Annotated in this window: 12 protein-coding genes; 2 read left to right on the forward strand and 10 right to left on the reverse strand. The window is 71.9% G+C overall.

The genetic code is table 11. The annotated features are described in order from the left end of the window. Positions 1-5: 5 nt before the first annotated feature. From ABD810_RS29065 to ABD810_RS29080, 4 genes are all read right to left on the reverse strand, one after another. Positions 6-1,436: a DUF5719 family protein gene (locus ABD810_RS29065; protein ID WP_344947448.1), complete on the reverse strand. Its 1,431-nt coding sequence runs from the start codon at positions 1,434-1,436 to the stop codon at positions 6-8. Further along, entirely contained in the window at positions 1,433-4,507 is a 3,075-nt protein-coding gene (locus ABD810_RS29070) for a glycosyltransferase family 2 protein (protein ID WP_344947451.1), read from the reverse strand. Before ABD810_RS29070 ends, ABD810_RS29065 begins: the two co-directional genes overlap by 4 nt. A gap of 240 nt (positions 4,508-4,747) precedes the next feature. Then, complete coding sequence (locus ABD810_RS29075; protein WP_114031515.1) at positions 4,748-4,990, reverse strand: WhiB family transcriptional regulator; 243 nt, start codon at positions 4,988-4,990, stop codon at positions 4,748-4,750. 281 nt (positions 4,991-5,271) lie between these two features. Beyond that, positions 5,272-7,608, reverse strand: a complete 2,337-nt coding sequence (locus ABD810_RS29080; protein WP_344947454.1) for a hypothetical protein — start codon at positions 7,606-7,608, stop codon at positions 5,272-5,274. A 214-nt stretch (positions 7,609-7,822) separates the two neighbouring features. Here ABD810_RS29080 and cofD point away from each other — a divergent pair, with 214 nt between their 5' ends. Both cofD and ABD810_RS29090 read left to right on the forward strand, forming a co-directional pair. Beyond that, the gene (cofD, locus tag ABD810_RS29085) at positions 7,823-8,749 is read left to right on the forward strand and encodes a 2-phospho-L-lactate transferase (RefSeq protein WP_344947457.1); all 927 of its coding nucleotides are present in this window, start codon (positions 7,823-7,825) and stop codon (positions 8,747-8,749) included. Beyond that, positions 8,746-10,065, forward strand: coding sequence for a coenzyme F420-0:L-glutamate ligase (locus tag ABD810_RS29090; RefSeq protein WP_344947460.1), 1,320 nt, complete (start codon positions 8,746-8,748; stop codon positions 10,063-10,065). Before cofD ends, ABD810_RS29090 begins: the two co-directional genes overlap by 4 nt. Before the next feature lie 9 nt (positions 10,066-10,074). On the opposite strand, the gene ABD810_RS29095 is transcribed toward ABD810_RS29090, so the two are convergent. The 6 genes from ABD810_RS29095 to ABD810_RS29120 form a co-directional block, all read right to left on the reverse strand. Beyond that, positions 10,075-11,847: a substrate-binding and VWA domain-containing protein gene (locus ABD810_RS29095; protein WP_344947463.1), complete on the reverse strand. Its 1,773-nt coding sequence runs from the start codon at positions 11,845-11,847 to the stop codon at positions 10,075-10,077. A gap of 171 nt (positions 11,848-12,018) precedes the next feature. After that, the gene (locus ABD810_RS29100) at positions 12,019-14,574 is read right to left on the reverse strand and encodes a bifunctional FO biosynthesis protein CofGH (protein WP_344947466.1); all 2,556 of its coding nucleotides are present in this window, start codon (positions 14,572-14,574) and stop codon (positions 12,019-12,021) included. Between the two features lie 315 nt (positions 14,575-14,889). After that, positions 14,890-15,762: a DNA-3-methyladenine glycosylase family protein gene (locus tag ABD810_RS29105; RefSeq protein WP_344947469.1), complete on the reverse strand. Its 873-nt coding sequence runs from the start codon at positions 15,760-15,762 to the stop codon at positions 14,890-14,892. Positions 15,763-15,849: 87 nt separating this feature from the next. Next, positions 15,850-16,953, reverse strand: a complete 1,104-nt coding sequence (manB, locus tag ABD810_RS29110; RefSeq protein WP_344947472.1) for a mannose-1-phosphate guanylyltransferase — start codon at positions 16,951-16,953, stop codon at positions 15,850-15,852. Between the two features lie 14 nt (positions 16,954-16,967). Then, on the reverse strand, positions 16,968-18,095 hold the full coding sequence (locus tag ABD810_RS29115; RefSeq protein ID WP_344947475.1) for a glycosyltransferase family 4 protein: 1,128 nt from the start codon (positions 18,093-18,095) through the stop codon (positions 16,968-16,970). Positions 18,096-18,333: 238 nt separating this feature from the next. Next, positions 18,334-19,257 carry a lysylphosphatidylglycerol synthase domain-containing protein gene (locus tag ABD810_RS29120; RefSeq protein WP_344947478.1) on the reverse strand — a complete coding sequence of 308 codons (924 nt, stop codon included), beginning with the start codon at positions 19,255-19,257 and terminating at the stop codon, positions 18,334-18,336. Between the last annotated feature and the right edge of the window lie 25 nt (positions 19,258-19,282).

Here is a 19,282-nt window from a genome sequence, read left to right on the forward strand (position 1 = left end):
GGCGTTCAGGGCAGGACCACCGCGGGAGACTCGATCGTCCTCGGGACGATGGCCCAGGTGCGGGCGAGGGCCAGGGGCTGGGCGGTGACGAGCAGCCCGCCGGCCGTGCTCTCGTCCATCACCCGGCCGCCGTACACCGGCCCCGAGCCGGGCAGGGGCAGTACCACGACGCTGTAGTCGCCGCGCCCTCCCGGCGGAGCGAGCTTGATCTCCTTGGTTCGCGACGCGGCGATCGCGACGTCCACGGGCGCGGGTGCGGGACCCCGCTTCGGCAGCGTCTGCACCCGCACCTTCCCGGCCGCGGCCGGCGCGGAAAGGATCAGCCGGGACGAGATCTTCTTCCCGCTGCGGTTGTCGGCGACCACGCTGCCGATGTCGATCGGCGGCGCCCCCGCGCTGAACGCGATGTCCTGCTTGGCACCGGTGCCCGTGACCAGCATGCCCGCCAGGATCGGGACGTCGGCGGTGAGCACGATGGCCGAGGGCTGGCCGCCGATGCCGGTCGACAGGTCGAGCGACCCGGTGGACCCGGCGGCCACCTCGATCGTCTCGCGGTTCTTCATGGCGTAGAAGCCGTCGGCCGTCAGCGCCTTCACGCGCACGACGGTGTCGGCCTCCCCGGGGGCCGTGACGTACAGCTCGCGCCTGCCTCCTCCGCCGGGGATCCCCGGGACGACGACGCTGGTCGACGGCTCGGCCGACACCGGCAGCCAGTCGGTGCCCTTGCCCTTCGGGACGACCACCCGCGCGGCGGCCGCCACCCGCCCGCTGATGGTGCGCACCTCCACGGCCATGACCAGAGGCGAGGGCGCGAGGTCGCCCACCCGTATCGTGCGCTGCTCGCCAGGCTTGAGCACGAAGCCGTTGCCGGTGTCGCTGACCACCGGACCCTCGCCGGCGTAGACCATGACCTCCAGGACGGCCTCGGCCTCGTCCGCGTTGGTCAGGTAGAGCACGACGTCGGCGGCGGCGGGGCCGGGGCCGACGAACCACGTGCTGGAGCCGGGCTCGGCGCACCGCACCCCGGCCAGCCCGCGGCGGGCGCCGTCGGTCCGCCTGGTGGTCTGCGTGGCCTCCAGTCCCGCGGCCATCGCGCCGGAACCGGCGACCGCCAGCGGGCCCGACTTCTCGGGCACCTCGCGCTGCCAGAGCAGACCTGGCTGATCGAGCGTCGCCGGCGGCGCGGCCTTGGCCTTGATCTCCGTGATGGTGGTGCGTCCCCTGCCCTTGCCCCCGGGCGGGGTGATCGTGCTGACGCGTGCGCCCCCCGGGTCGGGGCAGACGGTCGCGACCGACTCCACCGCCACCCTGCCGGGGGTGACGGCGGGCAAGGCGGCGACGCCGGGACGGGTCACGGCGGCCACGCCGAACAGTGCCGTCAGGGCGATCAGGACCAAGGCGAGGAACCCGAAGCGGTTCTCGATCAGCAACCTCATCGGACCAGCACTCCCTCGGCCGCCCGCTCGACCGGCATCTCGACGTAGTCCTCGACGGGTTCCACGCTGCGAGCGCCCGGAGAGGCGAGGACCAGGACCAGGATCACGAGCACCACCTGGGCCCACAGCCACACGTCGTGCCAGAAGGCGGGGTATTCGATGGCCACGCGGCCACCGGCGGGAGGGACTGCGAAGCCCTGCGCCCAGCCGTCGACGGTCCGCCCATCGAGGCTGGAGCCGCCGGCCGTGGCGGTCCACCCGCCGGCGGGCTCGGCCAGCACCAGCGTGCGTTCGCCCTGGCCGGCCGGGACCGTGGCCGTCACGCCGCCGCCCGCCGTCTCGGTGTAGGGCACGGGGGTGCGCGCCCCGGCCTTGTCCACGAGGTAGGCGCGGCCGAGAGGCCGGACCAGGCGCCACAGCCCGGCACTCGGCGAGAGGTTCACCCGGACCAGGGCGGGATCGGAGTCGAGGGAGCGCCGCACCTTGGCGTCGACCGGAGCCGGCACGGCGACGAAGCGCACACCGTAGGTGGCGAGCGTGAGGGCGTCGTCGCCGCCACGCCCGGAGGCCATGCCGGCCACGGTGCCCGAGAGCCGCTCACGCATCGCGGCGGGCACCGGAAGGTCGGTCTCGCCGATCAGGGGGATGCGGCCACGCAGCACGGTGAAGGTGAGCCGCCCGTCGGTCCCCGAGCGGAGCACGACCGTGCCCTCGCCCTTGGTGGAACTGGCGGCGGCGAAGTCGCTGATCACGCTGGGCACGCCCCGCTGGAGCGGTCCGCGCGTGCCGTCCTTCATCCACAGGCCCGCGGCGGCCACCGGCGTGCCGCAGGCCACGAGGACCATCAGCGCGGCGGCGACCCGGCGCAGGCCCCCGCGTTCGCGAAGCTCGACGATGCGGTGGCCGGTGAGGGCCGCCGCCACGATCAGGCCCGTCGCGGCGAACGCCAGCGGCACGCCGGGCCAGGCCGGGACGCCCGCCACCGGGACGCGGCTGACCACGATCGCGACCAGGATGCCGAAGACCGTGACGCCCCAGCCCACGACGACCACCATCTGGTGCCGCCGGAAGATCAGGGCGGCGAGCGCGGCGGCGATCAGGCCGCCGGTGACCCACACGGGCGGCATGCCGGGGCCACCGGGGCTGAGCAGCAGCAGGGCGTCGGCCGGGAGGCGCGGGTCGGCCAGCCCGGGACGGTGCAGACCGGCCTCCAGCATGATGCGCCCTGGATCGCCGGCGATCTGGACCAGCCAGGGAAACAGCAGGACGACCGGCACGGCCATGGCGATGCCCAGCGAGACTCCGACGCCGCGCCGCACACCGCCGAACGACACCGCGGCGAGGCCGCCGAGCACGGCGACCAGGACGTAGACCAGGGGCGCGAACGCGGTGCCGACCGCGAGCAGCAGGCCGAGACCCCACGCGGCGCGGCGAGCGCTCCGCCGCTCTCCCATGATGACCCTGGAGGCCAGGGAGGCGTAGGCGGGGAGCAGGACGAAGACCACCGCCGTGCCGAGCCGTCCGGCCGCGACGACGCCTGTCGCCACGGGCAGCAGCGCGTACGACGCGGCAAGCCAGACGCGTGCGAGCGGGTAGGAGATCATCGAACGGGTGGCGACGTAGGCGGACAGGCCCGCGAGCGGCACGCAGCCGAGCAGCACGACCGAGACGGCGAGCCACGTCTTGCCGAGGAAGACGGTCGACAGCGCCGCGAGAACCGCGACGTACGGCGGGGCCCAGCCGTCGGAGCCGAGCCCGCTGGCGTGGTAGCCGGAGGTGTAGAACTGCCACAGGTCGGAGGCGCCGCCCACGACCGGGACCAGAGCGCCGCCGCCGAGCAGGTCGCCGTAGAGCAGGGACCGCTCGGCGGTCAGCGTGACGGCGAGGAGCGCCAGGCCGAGCAGCACACCGGGGTGGCTGAAGACGCGCTGCATCAGCCCCACGTCGGTGAGTAGCTCGTCGCCGTCGTCGTCATTGGACGGCTCGCTGATCACCGCGTGGTGCCGCCCCGCGGAGTCGATCGGCCCCGATCCGGACAGGTAGCTCTGGACCATGTCGGCCAGGCGCCGGTAGGCCGCCCCCGAGGGAGTGAACAGTGGCTTGACCAGGGCGTATCCCTGTTTTCTCTCTTCCTTCCTCGCCTTGCGGGCCTTCAGGAGACGGCGAGGGCCGCCCACCACCGAGGCGACCGCGACCACCTCGTCGAGGGCGTTGGCCGGCTGCTTGGCCAAGATCAGCAGAAGCGTGCGGAAGAACGAGCCGAAGATGTTGCGGACCAGCGACCACATAAGCGACCGCGCCGGCAGGTTCGCCATGATCACGAACATGGCGTTGCGCCGGTCGAGCCTGCGGGGGTGGTCGGTGCTGGCGGTCATGCGGCGCCTGCGGCGCGTCGCCGCCTCGGCGTGCCACGCCACCGCGGCGGTCACGTTGAGGACGTGGTAGCCGGCGGCCGTGGCGCGCCAGCACAGGTCGAGGTCGTCGCGGAAGAGGGGCAGCGCCGGGTCGAGACCGCCGAGCCGCTCCCACACGTCGCGACGGATCAGCATGCCCGCCGTGGACACCGACAGCACCTTGCGGACGCCGTCGTGCTGCCCCTGGTCGTACTCCCTGGGCTCCAGGCCGGTGTCACGGCGACCCGAGCGGTCGACCGTGACGCCGACTTCGAGCAGAATGCGCCGATCGAGCCAGTCGCGGAGCTTCGGGCCGAGGATGGCCACCTTCTCGTCCTCGGCCGCGGCCCACAGCAGGGCCTCCAGCGCCTGCGGGTGGGGGGCGCAGTCGTCGTGCAGCAGCCAGATCCACTCCTGGCCGCCGGTGCGCGGCAACCGCTCCAGGACCGCCGCCACCGCCTCGCCGAAGCCGGTGGAGCGGGGCAGGCTGAGGACGCTGTTCGCACCGAAGGCCTCGGTGAGCGCCCTGGCGCTGCCGTCACGGCTGCCGTTGTCGACCCCCACGACCCGGTCGAGGGGACGGGTCTGCCGCAGGACGCCGTCGAGCGTCTCCGTCAACCAGCGGGCGCCATCGTGGGCGACGACGATCGCGGTTACGGATTGGCGCGGCGGTTGCACGGAGATGGTCCTCGGGGGCTCGTGTGGTTTGCGCCGATCACGATACGGCACCCCGAGCATGCCGGGTCGGCCACTCTCCCAATCGGGTATCCCGAACGCGCGCCGGCGGTCACGTCCCCTCGCCCGGCCTGCGGCTATGGCCCCCCTGACCCTAGCCGTTCAGCCGTGACCGTGATCGCTCAGCGTTGATCGTCATATCTCGGATCGTGACCGTCGCCGTGCGGCGGTCATCGTGTTCACTCAGCCGGCCTCGCGCTTGATCCGGCGACGCTCCCTCTCGGACAACCCTCCCCAGATCCCAAACCTCTCATCATGCTGCAGCGCATACTCCAAGCACTCCGCTCGCACCTCGCAGGACCGGCATACCTTCTTGGCCTCCCGCGTGGAACCGCCCTTTTCTGGAAAAAACGCCTCCGGATCCGTCTGCGCGCACAACGCGCGCTCCTGCCATCCCAGCTCTTCCGCGCCGAGCACCTGTGCCATGACCAGATCGGTCAATGCACACCTCCTGCCGATCGCCCGCCCGCTCCGCAACGGAGCCCCCCTTGGAACACCTTCCTCAATACCCACCTTGTGAAAGGCGTAACAACACAGCTGTAATTACACGCGTGTGTCGCGTGTGGCGTCAAGCAGCACGACAGTATCCGGGGAAAGACCAGCTCACCCCGATATGCAGGCCCCGGCGGAATATATGGCCGTCTTCGGCATATGACGCCCCTCCGGCGGACGGGGCGGCCTTCTGTAATCCCCGATCTTCAATGCCCTCAGCGGTCGGAACCGTACCAGCGGGCTTCCGGTTCCACACCTGACGCTGTCTGATCTCTACCGGCGCTTTCCTCGGGCCTTGCCTGAGAGGTGCGGTCCGGGGTGTAGATCGCCGTCGGATCGAGCGGCTCGTCCCGCCGCACCGGAGTGCCGGCCGGCGGCATGGGAGCGTTCAGCGGGTCGTTCTGGAAGGCCTTCGGGTCGAACCGTACGGTTCGCTCCGGAGACGCCTCCTCCCAAGCAGGTTGCGCCTGCTGGTACGACGGCTGGTCCGGCTGCTGGTACGACGACTGGTCCTGGGGCTGCGGGTAGGACGGCGCGTCCGCCGGCGTGCGCGGGTATCCCGGGGAGTCCAGCGGCGACTGCGGATGCCCGAACGGGCTGTTGCCATAGCCGGGGCCGTAGTCGGGGGAACGTACCGGCTGGGTGCCGGTGCTCTCCTGCGTGCCGGTGGATCCGGCCTGCTCGGCGCGGGTGTCGGAGGGCGATCCGGCCGTGCTCTGCGCCTGCTGGTAGGACTGGGCCTGCTGGTAGGCATGGGCGATCTGCTGCTGGCGCGCGTCGGCGGCCTCGGCGTAGAGCGGTGACGGCTCGGCCTGGCGCCCGAATTCGGCGGAGTAGCCGCCGTACGGCTCACCGCCACCCGGCTGCCCGTACGAGCCGGCCTGCGGACCGGTCTGGCCATAAGCCGACGGCTGGTCCAGCGGACCGGTCTGACCGTAGGACGACGGCTGGTCCGGCGGGCTCACCTGCGGACCGGTCTGGCCGTAGGACGACGGCTGGTCCGGCGGACCCGCCTGCGGACCGGTCTGGCCGTAGGACGACGGCTGGTCCAGCGGGCTCACCTGCGGGCCGGTCTGAGCGTAAGTCGACGGCTGGTCCAGGGGACTCACCTGCGGGCCGGTCTGACCGTAAGTCGACGGCTGGTCCAGGGGGCTCGACTGACCGTATGCGCCGGCGGCCGGGGCTCCGGTCTGACCGTACGTCTGGGACTTGTCGAAGGCGGTCGGCGAGGTGAGCGGCTCCGGCACGGGAACGGCCTGGCGGGCGCCGGTGGCGAAGGGATCGTTCGTGGCGCCGAAGGCACCGCCGCCCGCCCCCGCGGGCGCGTACTGGGACGCCGGCTGAGCGGCGTACGGATCCGGCGCCTGCTGCGACTGGCCCTGCCGGTCATAGGGGTCCGGGATCGGGGAAGAGGGCTGCGGGACATACGGAGCCGCTGCCTGCTGCCCGTACGACCCGGGCGCCTGCGGGGCCAGAGCGTCGGCCTGGACACCCTGGCCGAGCGGATCCTGCCTGAGCGCCGACGCATAGGCGTCGAGCGGCTGCGAATGCTGGGGCGCGTATCCCCCACCCTGGGCGGCGCCGGACTCCCCTTGAGGGACGTAGGGCTGTGCCTGCGGCTCGCCGTGCTGACCGAACTGCGGCTCCGGCTGCTGCCCGAACGGCTGCTCGCCCTGCTGGCCGAACCGCTGCTCACCTTGCTGGGCGAACCGCTGCTCGCCCTGCTGGCCGAACCGCTGCTCGCCCTGCTGGGCGAACTGCTGCTCCGCCCCCTGGAACGGCTGGTCCGCGCGCTGGCCGAACGGCTGCTGCGCGTAGGGGTCGGAGCCCGGTGCCGCGTGCTGCGCGTACGCCTCGGCCGGCCGCTGGTCGGCGGCCACGTACGGGTGCGGGGGGGCGTACGGAGCGGGGGGCAGGGCGGGGGGCCCGGAGGGGCCGTTCGGCGCGCCGTTCTGGCCCTGCGCGTAGAACGGCTGCTGCTCGGGGTGGAAGCCGGGGCCGTTGCCGTGGGGGGCGGGCTGCTGGCCGTAACCCTGCTGAGGCCCGTAGCCGGGGCCGCCGGGCATCGGCGCCTCGCCGGGACGCATGCCGGTCTTTTCCTTCCGCGGCCGGGCCACCGCAGGGGGGAGGGCGGGCCACACGGCGAACAGCGCGTATGCAAGGCCCAGCGCGGTCAGGCCCACCAGAGGCAGGTAGAGCACCAGGGCTTCGATGAGGTTCCAGGCTCCCCCGCTGTTGAGCAGGACGGGCACCAAGCAGATGACAGCGAAGAGCACGGAGACGCCGAGGGCCACGATGGCGACGAGGTTCACCAGGCGGGCACGCGGGGTCGGCGGGCCGAACCTGGTGACCAGGACGCCCGCGCCCAGTGCGAGCGCCAGGTAGGCCGGCGCGGTCAATCCCCCGAGAGCGAACCTGGAACGGTCGCCGAACGACGATCCCAGACCACCGAAGAACAAGTCCACGACCGTCACCAGGACATGGCCGCAGACCACCGCAAGCATGATCCACGCCGCAGGCTCGCGGAGCCGTCCAGGCTCAATCTTGACCACAACTACCCCCCAATGGGTCCATACGGCACCCGCAGTTTCGCACATCTGCCCACTTTGATGGCGTGAGACCCAACAACCCCAGTACTCCCGCAAGCCTCCCATAAAAAGTATTTATCGCCATGTATAGGCCTGTGAGCAGGGGTTTCGCAGATCACTTCGCCCGCCGTCCGGCCCACGGCCGAGCCAAGAAGACGGCAATGGAACACTTGGCGACATGCGCATCGTGTCCCTGGCCGGTGGAATCGGCGGCGCCCGTTTTCTTCGCGGACTTCGCGCCGCCGTCCCCCACGCGGAGATCACCGTCATCGGCAACACCGGTGACGACATCACTCTTTTCGGCCTGCGGGTCTGCCCGGATCTCGACACCGTCATGTACACCCTCGGCGGCGGCATCAACGAGGAACAGGGCTGGGGCCGGGAAGGCGAGCACCACCTCATCAAGGCCGAGCTGGCCGCCTACGGCATGGAGCCGCAGTGGTTCGGCCTCGGTGACAAGGACATCGCGACGCACATCGTGCGCACGCAGATGCTGAACGCCGGCTATCCCCTGTCGGCCATCACCGAGGCGCTGTGCACGCGCTGGGAGCCGGGCGTGCGGCTCATACCGATGACCGACGACCGCGCCGAGACCCACGTCGTCGTCAACGACGAGCAGGGGCGGCGGGCGATCCACTTCCAGGAGTGGTGGGTGCGGCTGCGCGCCTCCGTCCCGGCCGAGCAGATCATCCTGGTGGGCGCGGACGACGCCAAGCCCGCGCCCGGGGTGCTGGAGGCCATCGCCGAAGCCGACGTGGTGATCCTGCCGCCCTCCAACCCGGTGGTCAGCATCGGGACCATCCTGCAGATCCGCGGCATCCGCGAGGCGCTGGAGGCCAAGACCGTGGTCGGCGTCTCGCCGATCATCGGCGGCGCCCCGGTGCGCGGCATGGCCGACGCCTGCCTCACCGCGATCGGCGTGCAGACCAGCGCTCAGGCGGTGCTGGAGCTGTACGGCTCCCGCCTGATCGACGGCTGGCTGGTCGCCGAGCAGGACGGGGACGTCGCGCTCGACGGGGTACGGGTGCTGGCCCGCCCCCTGCTCATGAGCGATCTCGACGCCACCACCGAGATCGCCCTCGCCGCGCTGGAGCTGGCCCGATGAACCACCCTGGGTCCGGGCGGAAGGACCGCCCGATCGCCGGAGCGGCGCGCGCCGTCAGCGTCCACGGCCTGCCGGGGCTGCCCGAGGTCGTGCCGGGCGACGACCTCGCCGAGCTGATCACGCGTGCGGCGCCCGACCTGGCCGACGGCGACATCCTCGTCATCACCTCCAAGATCGTCAGTAAGGCGGAGGGCCGGGTGCGGCAGGGCGAGAGCCGCGCGGCGGCCATCGCGGAGGAGACCGAGCGCGTCGTCGCACGGCGCGGGGAGACCGTGATCGCCCAGACCCGGCACGGCTTCGTCATGGCCGCCGCGGGAGTGGACGCCTCCAACACCGAGCCCGGCACCGTCCTGCTGCTCCCCGAGGACCCCGACGCCTCGGCCCGCCGCATCCGGTCCGGCATCAAGGCGAACGTCGGGGTGATCCTGTCCGACACCTTCGGGCGCCCCTGGCGCAACGGCCTGACCGACGTCGCGATCGGCGCGGCGGGCGTCCGGCCGCTCGACGACTTCCGCGGCCGGCACGACACCTACGGCAATCCCCTGTCCGCCACGGTGACCGCGCTCGCCGACGAGATCGCGGCGGCGGCCGAGCTGGTCAAGGGCAAGCTCGACGGGGTGCCCGTGGCGATCGTCCGCGGGCTCTCCCACCTGGTGACCACCGAGGACGGCCCCGGGGTCAGGCCGCTGGTGCGGCCCGCCGACGAGGACATGTTCCGCTACGGCTCCGCCGACGTGGTGTTCGCCCGCCGGACCATCAGGGACTTCTCCTCCGCGCCGGTGGACCCCGCCGCGGTCGGGCGCGCGGTCAACGCCGCGATCAGCGCGCCGGCCCCCCACCACACGACGCCCTGGCGCTTCGTGCTCCTGGAGTCGCCCTCGTCACGCGAGAAGCTGCTGGACGCCATGCTGGAGGCCTGGATCCGCGACCTGCGCGCCACCGGCTTCACCGAGGAGGCGATCGCCCGCCGGGTCAGGCGCGGTGATGTCCTGCGCCGGGCCCCCTACCTGGTGGTCCCCTGCCTGGTGATGGACGGCTCGCACACCTACCCCGACGACCGCCGGAACACGGCCGAGCGTGAGATGTTCGTCGTCGCCATGGGCGCAGGCGTGCAGAACCTGCTGGTCCAGCTCGCCGTCGAGGGCCTGGGCTCGGCGTGGGTGTCCTCCACGATGTTCTGCCGCGACGTCGTGCGGGAGGTCCTCGACCTGCCCGGCTCGTGGGACCCCATGGGCGCCGTCGCCGTCGGCCATCCCGCCGCCCCGCCCCGCGACCGGCCCCCGCGCGACGCGGCGGACTTCACCCTCATCCGCTGAGCCTGACGCTCAGCGGGCCTTGGCGCAGGTCGGATGGCACAGGCGGCGGGCCAGGGCGCTGAGGAACACGTCGATGATCTCGCCGGGCGTCGTGGCCTCGTGCAGGGATCCGTTCGTGACCGCGGAGATCTCGCGCAGCGAGGCGGCGTCCACGTGCTTCCCGAAGGCGAGCACGATGATCTGCACGGGATGGTCGGGGTCCCACTCCTTGCGCAGCTTGTCGACCAGGCCCTGCCGGGAGATGCCCACGCCGTCGTCCCTTCCCGCCGTGATGACGAGCAGGGCGTTGTTCATCGCGGGGTCGTACCGCCCCGTCATCTCGCGGAATCCGGCCAGGATCGTGTCGTAGAGCGAGCTCTTCCGGTTCTTGTACACCGTGAGCGTCTGGGTGTACTGGTCCAGCCGGCTCTGGCGGGTGTACTGGTCGCCGTCGCGATCGGGCTGGGTGATCGGCCCGAGCCCGACCAGGGAGCGGTGGCCCTTGTCGCCGCCCAGCCCATCGGCGAACTCCCACAGGCCCATGTGGGTCGAGCCGGGGAAGAGCTGGAGGCCCAGGTGGGTGGCCTTGAGCGCGACCGACTGAGGAGTGTCGTTCTTGGACTCGCCGATGGGTTCGGCCATGTGCTTCCCCGAGTCGGCCAGCACCAGGATGTTGGTCGGCGGCGCGAGGCGGCTCCAGGCGTCCAGGGCCTCGTCGATCACCGTCGGGGTGATGGACGGGCGCGGTCTCGGCGGGCCGGAGGGAATCTCCGAGCCGGCGCCGAGCGGCGCGTCCTTGCCGTCGGGGAGCCGGAACCCGCCGCGACGCACCGCCGCCTGCACCTCGGAGGAGGCCATCCAGTCGCCGAAGAGGCGGGCGCCCGCCGCGTCGGCCGGGTCGGCCGCCGTCACCACGTACGGGTAGTCGAGCACGATCGTGCCCTCTTTGGGGTTGAGCGCGACGACGGGGTCGGCGGACAGTCCCTGGTTGTGCAGCCACACCGACTGCTCGGGCACGATGACGACCGGTCGCTGCCAGAACGAGCGGTCGTCCACGGCGCTGAGCATCGCGCGGTAGTCGGGGGCCGAACCCGCCTGGGCCATACGGACGAAGGCGGTGAGCTGCTTGTCACCCTGGCTGCCGGTGCCGGCGATGTCCCTGGCCGCCGCCACGGTGGCGATGCCGGCGCCCGCCACGGAAGGATCGGGGATCCGGACGATGTCCGGCTCGTCCTCGGTCGGCTGGAGCCGCCCCCGCGCCGTGGCCGGGAAGACCATCTCCCAGCTCATCTCGGTCTTCTTGGTGGCGAACCGCTGCGCCAGGGAGCGCCGGGTCGCGAACACCAGCGGCGAGGTGGCCACCACGGTCTCGCTCGGCGCTAGGTTGGGCGCGCCCTGCTTGCGCGCCAGCCGTATCCACGCCGAGGAGTCGGCGATCCAGGCGTCGGGGCGTCCGGCGAGGACCCCGGCCTGGTCACCGATCAGCGTGCGCAGGACGGGGGCCGGCGCCTGCTCGGTGACCTGCACGAGCACGCACCGCCCCTCGACGGCCGGCTTCGTCGCGTTGAACCGCTCGGCCGCCTCCATGGCGACCGGCGCCATGTCCACCGCGGCGTCCACCCCGACCAGCACCGGATCGCGGGACGAGCACGGGCCTCCCGGCCGGCCGACGATCCACACCAGCACGCCGGCGAGCACGACGACGGCGAGGACAGCCGCCAGGACCCCGCGGCGGCGGTCCCGCCGCCGCGGGGGCTCGACGATCGGATCCGCGCGGTGCCGACCATGCCGACCTGACGCCACGGGCTTGCCTCTCGGTGTCTCTTGTTACAGGAAAGAGTCCGACGATTGTCCCAACGGACCCCGTAGGCAGCGCAAGTAGCCTCACGGTGGAAACATAGAACTTGTTATAACAGTGTCTGATAACTCTAGATCTCGGGGAGATGCGCGGTCCCTGCTAACGGGTCGGCCCCACTACCGCGCCAGCAGCGGGATGGTCCGGCGCACGCTCCCGCAGACGCCGTCGCTGGCCTTCGCCGCCGCCGCACGCTCCTCTGACGGGACGCCGTACCCGGTGGTGCGCTGGCGGAGCGGCCGTCCGGTCGGCTCCACCATCGCGGCGATCTCCGTGATCGTCTTGTACGAGCCGTTCTCGGAGCCGGCCATCCGGCTGATCGTCTCCTCCATCAGCGTGCCGCCCAGGTCGTTCACCCCACCCGAGAGCACGGCCCGGCAGAGGTCGTCCTGGAGCTTCACCCACGAGCACTGGATGTTGTCGATGGCCCCGTGCAGCATGATCCGGGCGAGCGCGTGCACGGCGCGGTTCTCGCGGGCCGTCGGGCCCGGCCGGGCGATGCCCGCAAGGTAGATCGGCGCGCTGTGGTGGACGAACGGCAGCAGCACGAACTCCGAGAAGCCGCCGGTCTCCTCCTGGATGTTGCGGATCAGCCTGATGTGCGCCACCCAGTGGGCGGGCGTGTCCACATGGCCGTACATCATCGTCGAGGTCGTCGGAACGCCCACGCGGTGCGCGGTGGTGATGACCTCGACCCACTCCTTGGTCGGGAGCTTGCCCTTGGTCAGCACCCAGCGCACGTCGTCGTCGAGGATCTCGGCCGCCGTGCCCGGCAGCGAGTCGACCCCGGCCTCCTTCGCGCCCACGAGCCAGTCGTGGATCGACAGGTCGGTACGGCTGGCGCCGTTGATGACCTCCATGGGCGAGAAGGCGTGCACGTGCATCTCCGGGCACCTCTGCTTCACCGCCCGCGCGATGTCGAAGTAGGCCGTGCCGGGCAGGTCGGGGTGGATGCCGCCCTGCATGCACACCTCGGTCGCCCCCGCCTGCCACGCTTCGGCCGCCCGGTCGGCGACCTGGTCCAGCGACAGGGTGAAGGCGTCGGCGTCCGTACGGCGCTGCGCGAACGCGCAGAAGCGGCAGCCCGTGTAGCAGACGTTGGTGAAGTTGATGTTGCGGTTCACGACGTAGGTCACCTCGTCGCCCACGGCCTCCCTGCGCAGGTCGTCGGCGACCCGGCACAGCTCCTCCAGGTCGGCCCCGTCGGCGCTCAGGAGCGTGAGGGCCTGGGCGTCGGTGAGCCGCGCCGGATCCGAGGCGGCCCGGCGGAGAGCCTCCCGCAGGTCGCCGCCGATGGCGCTCGCGGTGGGCACTCGCTCACGCAGCGCGTCCCAGTCGCCGTAGACGTTGTCGAAGTCGTCGCGCCTGTCCTGCGAGCGGCCGGTGGTGTCGACCTCCACGTGCAGATCGGTACGGCCCGCCGAGGTGAACCCGCCGTCGGGCTCCTGCCAGGGCCTGCCCACCGGGACGGTGTCCAGCGCGAGGCCGGTCTCGGGGTCGGCCAGCGCGGCCACGTGGCCGTACAGGCGCGGGTCGAGCCAGGGCTCCCCCGCCAGCACGTACTCGGGGTAGATCGTGAGCCGTTCCTTCAGCGTGAACCCGGCGGCGGCCGTGCGGGTGGCCAGTTCCTCGATCTGCGGCCAGGGGCGTTCGGGGTTGACGTGGTCGGGCGTCAGCGGCGAGACCCCGCCCCAGTCGTCGATCCCGGCCCTGATCATCAGGTCGTACTCGTCGCCGATGAGGTTCGGCGGGGCCTGAACGCGCATCTTGGTGCCGAGCACGAGCCGGGTGACCGCGATCGTGGCGGCCAGTTCGTGCAGGTCGGCGTCTGGCATGCCGCGCATGGCCGTGTCCGGCTTGGCGCGGAAGTTCTGCACGATGACCTCCTGCACGCCGCCGTACTCGCGGGCGACCCGGCGGATCGCGAAGATCGACTCGGCTCGGTCGGCGACGGTCTCCCCGATGCCGATCAGGACGCCGGTCGTGAAGGGCACGTTGGAGCGGCCGGCGTCCTCCAGGACGCGCAGGCGCACGGCCGGATCCTTGTCGGGCGAGCCGTAGTGCGCCTGGCCCTTCTCCTCGAACAGCCGCCGGGAGGTCGTCTCCAGCATCATGCCCATGGACGGGGCGACCGGCTTGAGCCGCTGCAGGTCCTGCCAGGTCATGACCCCGGGGTTGAGGTGCGGGAGCAGGCCCGTCTCCTCGAGCACGCGGATCGACATGGCGCGCACGTAGGAGAGCGTGTCGTCGTACCCGTGGGCGTCCAGCCACTCTCTGGCCTGATGCCACCGGTCCTCGGGGCGGTCGCCGAGGGTGAAGAGCGCCTCCTTGCATCCCATGGCCGCGCCCTGGCGGGCGATCTCCAGCACCTCGTCGGGGCTGAGGAAGGCGGCGGGGAGCTTGCCGGGCGCCGTGGCGAAGGTGCAGTAGCCGCATCGGTCACGGCAGAGCCTGGTGAGGGGAATGAAGACTTTCCGGCTGTAGGTGACGACTCCCTGCCGTCCCACCGAGGCCAGCCCCGCGTCCCTGACGCGGCCGGCGTATTCGAGGAGCCGGTCCAGGTCGGTTCCTCGGGCATGCAACAGAACCGTGGCCTCGGTCACGTCGAGCGCCTTGCCGTCTCTGGCCCTGGCCAGCGCCCGCCGCAGCGCGGCGTCTGTGGGGTTCACGTCCATGCAGGCACAGTACGGAATCCCCCATGCCCGACACACGGGCGGGGGCCTGGCCAGCACTGGCCTTTAGCGTTCCTTAAGGGTAATGCTCACGGATTCTCGATGGACTAAATGTATGCAGAGGAACACAATCGAAGAGTCACAGTCCTGCCCGACCCCCCAAGGAGATCCCGATGTCCTGGCTGATCCTCGCCCTCATCGTCGCCGCCGCCGTCCTCGCCCCGCTGTTCGGCGCCGACACGCGCGACGGCCGTGACTGGAGACCGAGCACCCCGCTCGTGCCCGACAGAGAACACACACCCACCCGGCAGCCGCGGATCAGAATGACCGGTAGTCACGAGCGGCCATCCGCGGGCCGCGTGCCGGTGGCCTGCGCCCGCCAAGTTCGAGCAGGCGGGTGATCCGATAGCGGTGCCCACGGTAGGGGGCCAGCAGCTCCAGCATCCCGGCGTCGTCGGTCTTCTGGCCGGTCAGCGACCACCCGACCAGCGAGGGCAGGTGGTAGTCCCCGACCGAGACCGCGTCGGGGTCACCGTGGGCCCGCTGCCGCGTCTCGGCCGACGTCCACACCCCGATGCCCGGCAGCGCCCGTAGCAACCTGTCCGCCTCGGCGGACGTCGCCGCCTCCAGCCTCTCCGCGTACACGGCCGCGTTGACGATCGTCCTCGCCCTTACGGCCTCCGCCCCCGCGCGGTGCCAGTCCCAGGAGGGGATCTTCCGCCACACCTCGGGCGGGGGAAAGACCCGCATGCCCACCGGCGCCGGGCCCGGCGCGGGCTCGCCGTACTTGCGCAGGAGCCAGCGCCACGCCCGCCAGGCCTCCCTGCCGACGACCTTCTGCTCCAGCACGGCGGGCACCAGCGCCTCGAAGACCCGCTGGGTCCGCCCGACACGCACCCCGCTGAAGCGCGTGGCCAGCTCCCTGACCAGCGCGTAACCGCCGGACTCGATCTGGCCGACCAGCACTTCGAACCCGGATCGCTCGTCTTCGGACCCGAGGAGCTGGGGCAGCGTCTCCAGCATCCACTCGGCCCCCGGGCCCCACGCCTGGGCCACCACGACGGCCTCGCGCGCCTGCACCGTCACGCGCAGCGTGCCCGGCCCCTCGGGAGTGCGGCACGTGCGCCAGATCGCCCGGTCAGGGGCGGACTGCCAGGCCGGGTCGCCGCTCCCGCGGCGATGCGGCGCCATCGTCGGCTCCACATCGAGAGGCCCCTCCGGCCGCCACCTGCGTTCTCGCACGAAATCCAGGGTAGGGGCGCCGGGAAGCACCGGGGATCAGACGTCGCTGGAGAAGCGGACCGCGCCCGCGGGCAGGCGCACCCCGGGCCAGACCCGCGCGCCGGCGAGCAGCTCGTTGCCCGATCCGACGACGGCGCCGTCACCGATCACGGCGTTCCTCAGCACCGCCCCCGAGGAGACGCGGGCTCCGGCGCCCACCACGGAGTCCACCACGGTGGCCCCGGACTCGACCACGCAGCCGGCGTCCAGCACGCTCCCGCGGACCGAGGCGTCGGACTCGACGACCGCCCGCGCCCCCACGACCGTGCCGCCGGAGATCTTGGCGCTCGGCGAGACCTTCGAGTCCTCCAGCGCCAGGTACTCCCCGCAGGGGCCGGGAAGCGCGGGAGAGGCCAGGCGGCCCATCACCAGATCGCACGACCCCTGCACGAACGCCGCCGGGGTGCCCACGTCGAGCCAGTAGGAGCGGTCGGCGTACCCGAGCACCAGCTCACCGGAGGCGATCATGCCGGGGAAGGTCTCCCTCTCGACCGAGACGACCTGCCCGGCCGGGATCGTGTCGATGGCCGACCGCTGGAAGACGTAGCACCCGGCGTTGATGCGGTTCGTCACGGGGTGGGGGGTCTTCTCCAGGAAGGCCGTCACCCGGCCGTCCTCGTCGGTCGGCACGCATCCGAACCGGGACGGGTCGTCGACCTCGGTGAGGTGCAGCGTGACGGCCGCCCCGCGCGAGACGTGCAGATCGACCTGCTCGGAGATGTCGTGCCCGGAGAGGATGTCGCCGTTGAGGACGAGCACCGGGGCGTCGGGGCCGCAGGCGAGCGCCTGGGCGGCGTTGCGGATCGCCCCGCCCGTGCCGAGCGGGCTGTCCTCGGTCATGTATTCGAGCGTGAGGCCGAACGCCGAGCCGTCGCCGAAGACCTCGGCGAACATCGAGGCGCGGTAGGAGGTCGCGAAGACGATGTGCCGGACGCCGAACGACCTGGCACGTGCCAGTTGGTGGGCGAGGAATGGCACGCCTGCCGTCGGCAGCAGCGGCTTGGGGGTGCTCAGAGTCAGCGGGCGGAGACGGGTGCCCTGCCCGCCCACGAGAAGAATCGCCTCAAGGTGCGCCGACTCCGGCGAGTAGCTGTCCGTCACAACGCGAGGCTAGCTCACTGATCGACCGCTCGTTGATAGGAAACCATATGAGCCTCCGCCGACGCTTCCCAGGTGAACTCCTTGGAGCGCGCGATGCCCGCGGCGGAGAGCGATCGCCTGCGCTCGGGCGACTCCAGCAGCGCCCGCAGAGCGTCTCTGATGCTCTCGGCGTCCGGCTCGGTGTAGGCGACCGCCTCGCCGCCGACCTCGGGCAGGGATGTGCGGTGGGTGGTGAGCACCGGCGCCCCGCAGGCCATGGCCTCCAGCACGGGCAGGCCGAAGCCCTCGCCGCGCGAGGGGAACGCCACCACCACCGCGCCGCCGAGGAACCCGGGCAGGTCGGCGAAGGAGAGGTAACCCGGCCGGACGACCCGCACGGCGACGGGAAGCTCGCTGATCGCGGCGTCCACCTCGTCGTTCCAGCCGGCTCCGCTGGCCAGCACCAGCGCGGGCGGGGACGGCAGGTCGGCCACGGCCTGGCCGAAGCCCTTCACCAGGTTCGGAATGTTCTTGCGCGGCTCGAACGCGCCGAGGAAGGCGACGTACGGACGGCCGTGCAGGCCGAGCCGGACGACGGCCCTCCTGATCTCCTCCTCCGACGGCTGGTGGAACAGCGACCGGTCGACCCCGTGGTAGGCGACGTCGATGCGCGTCGGGTCGGCCGCGAGCACCCGGATCAGCTCGTCACGGGTGGCCTTGGACGGCGTGATGACGCGTGCCGAACCGCGCACGGCCGTGCGGGTGGCGGAGCGGAAGAAGGACGCCCTGACGGTGTTGTGCTGCTCGGGATCGGTGAAGAAGGTGACGTCGTGGACGGTCGCCACCGTGGGCAGCCCGGAATGCAGGGGGATGGAGTAGTAGGGGGCGTGGATCACCTGCGCTCCGACCTGCTTGGCGAGCACAGGTATGCCGGTCTGCTCCCAGACCAGACGGGGTCCCCTGCTCGTGATCGCCGGAGGCCCGGCGAGGATGCGAGCGGAGGGGGCGAGGTGACCGTAGCGCTCGGCGTCGGCCGGCTGGCAGACGATCGCGAGATCGGCGCCCGCCCGATCGAGCGCGGCGAGAAGACCGTCGACGTAGCGGATAAGGGCTCCGCGGTCCGCCGGAACAGCGGCGGCGTCGACGAGCACTCGGGGCGTCAAGAGCGATCGCTCCTTTCGGATCTCCGTGCAGGTGCACGACGGAGACCGCGTGCGGGCGAAGGCCGTCCGGGCATGCGAACCGGTGGGGGCACTGCCGTGTCCCCCCGGCTGCCGCCGGCGCTCTCGCCCCCGATCCCCATCAGCTTCACTCTATTGCGAGGGTCCCCGAATCCGTGAGAGAAATCACAGGCCATTTCGTCCTTCTCCGGTCATGAATGGGAGGACGAATCCGGAAACTTCAGTCTTCTTCGGCAACCACTGGAACGTTCTCCGCACGCCGGGCGGCCACGCCGGCGAGCGCCGCGCAGATCAGGTCTCCGGCCGACACGACGAGGCGCGAGCAGAGGGCCGCGGCGATGGCCGCGCCCGGGTCCAGCACCGGCGCCAGCGCCGCCACCATGGCGACCTCGCGCACTCCCGCCCCGGCCGGGGCGACGACCACGATGAACCCGAGACACCACGCGAGCGCGAACGCCCCGAGTGACAGGATCAGCACCCGCGGTCCGGTGGCGCCCAGCCCGGCCACGATCAGCGCGAGGTGCACGCCGTACGCCGCCCAGCCCGCGAAGGCCCACCCGGCGGAGGTGAGCACGCCTCTGCGGGTCAGCGGGCGCTCCAGCGGAGGCCGCTTGAGCAGTTTCAGCCCCGAGCCGAGGACGCCGTTGACGATGCGCGGATGGAGGCCCACGACGAGCACGGGCAGCAGAAGGAGCACCCACGCGTACCGCGCCACGGAGTCACCGGCGAACGCCGGCAGGGTCACGACGGCCACCGAAAGGCCACTGACCAGGTAGATCGGATATGTCAGGAAAAATGCGGCGGCGCTGCGGGGGCGCGGGACGCCGAGGTCCTTGCCCATCTCCATCTGCGCGAGAACCGGCCAGAGCGACCCGGGGATGTACTTGCCGAGCTGCCCCACGAAGAACACCTTGGCCGCGTCCGGGAACGGGAGCGGCGAGCCGAGGTCGGCGAGCAGCGCCCGCCACATCATCATCCCGGCCGCCAGCGCCGCCAGCACGGCGACGAGGGACCCGGCGAGCAGCGGCCAGGAGAGCCTGGCGAAGCCGTCCGCCACCTGCCCCCACCGCCCGGCGACGGCCCAGCCCCCGAACCCGAGCGCGACCACCAGGAAGGCGAGCCTGACGAGCTTCTTACGAGTCATCGGGCGTTCTCAGGATGCATCGGCT

It is taken from the genome of Sphaerisporangium flaviroseum, from assembly GCF_039537005.1.
GTDB classification, from domain to species: Bacteria; Actinomycetota; Actinomycetes; order Streptosporangiales; family Streptosporangiaceae; genus Sphaerisporangium; species Sphaerisporangium flaviroseum.

Excerpts from the sequence above, each read along its gene's own strand:
- ABD810_RS29120 (WP_344947478.1), bottom strand. The coding sequence starts at position 19,257 with ATGACTCGTAAGAAGCTCGTCAGGCTCGCCTTCCTGGTGGTCGCGCTC.
- ABD810_RS29100 (WP_344947466.1), bottom strand. The coding sequence starts at position 14,574 with ATGGACGTGAACCCCACAGACGCCGCGCTGCGGCGGGCGCTGGCCAGG.
- ABD810_RS29090 (WP_344947460.1), top strand. The coding sequence starts at position 8,746 with ATGAACCACCCTGGGTCCGGGCGGAAGGACCGCCCGATCGCCGGAGCG.
- ABD810_RS29065 (WP_344947448.1), bottom strand. The coding sequence starts at position 1,436 with ATGAGGTTGCTGATCGAGAACCGCTTCGGGTTCCTCGCCTTGGTCCTG.
- ABD810_RS29105 (WP_344947469.1), bottom strand. The coding sequence starts at position 15,762 with ATGGCGCCGCATCGCCGCGGGAGCGGCGACCCGGCCTGGCAGTCCGCC.
- ABD810_RS29075 (WP_114031515.1), bottom strand. The coding sequence starts at position 4,990 with ATGGCACAGGTGCTCGGCGCGGAAGAGCTGGGATGGCAGGAGCGCGCG.
- cofD (WP_344947457.1), top strand. The coding sequence starts at position 7,823 with ATGCGCATCGTGTCCCTGGCCGGTGGAATCGGCGGCGCCCGTTTTCTT.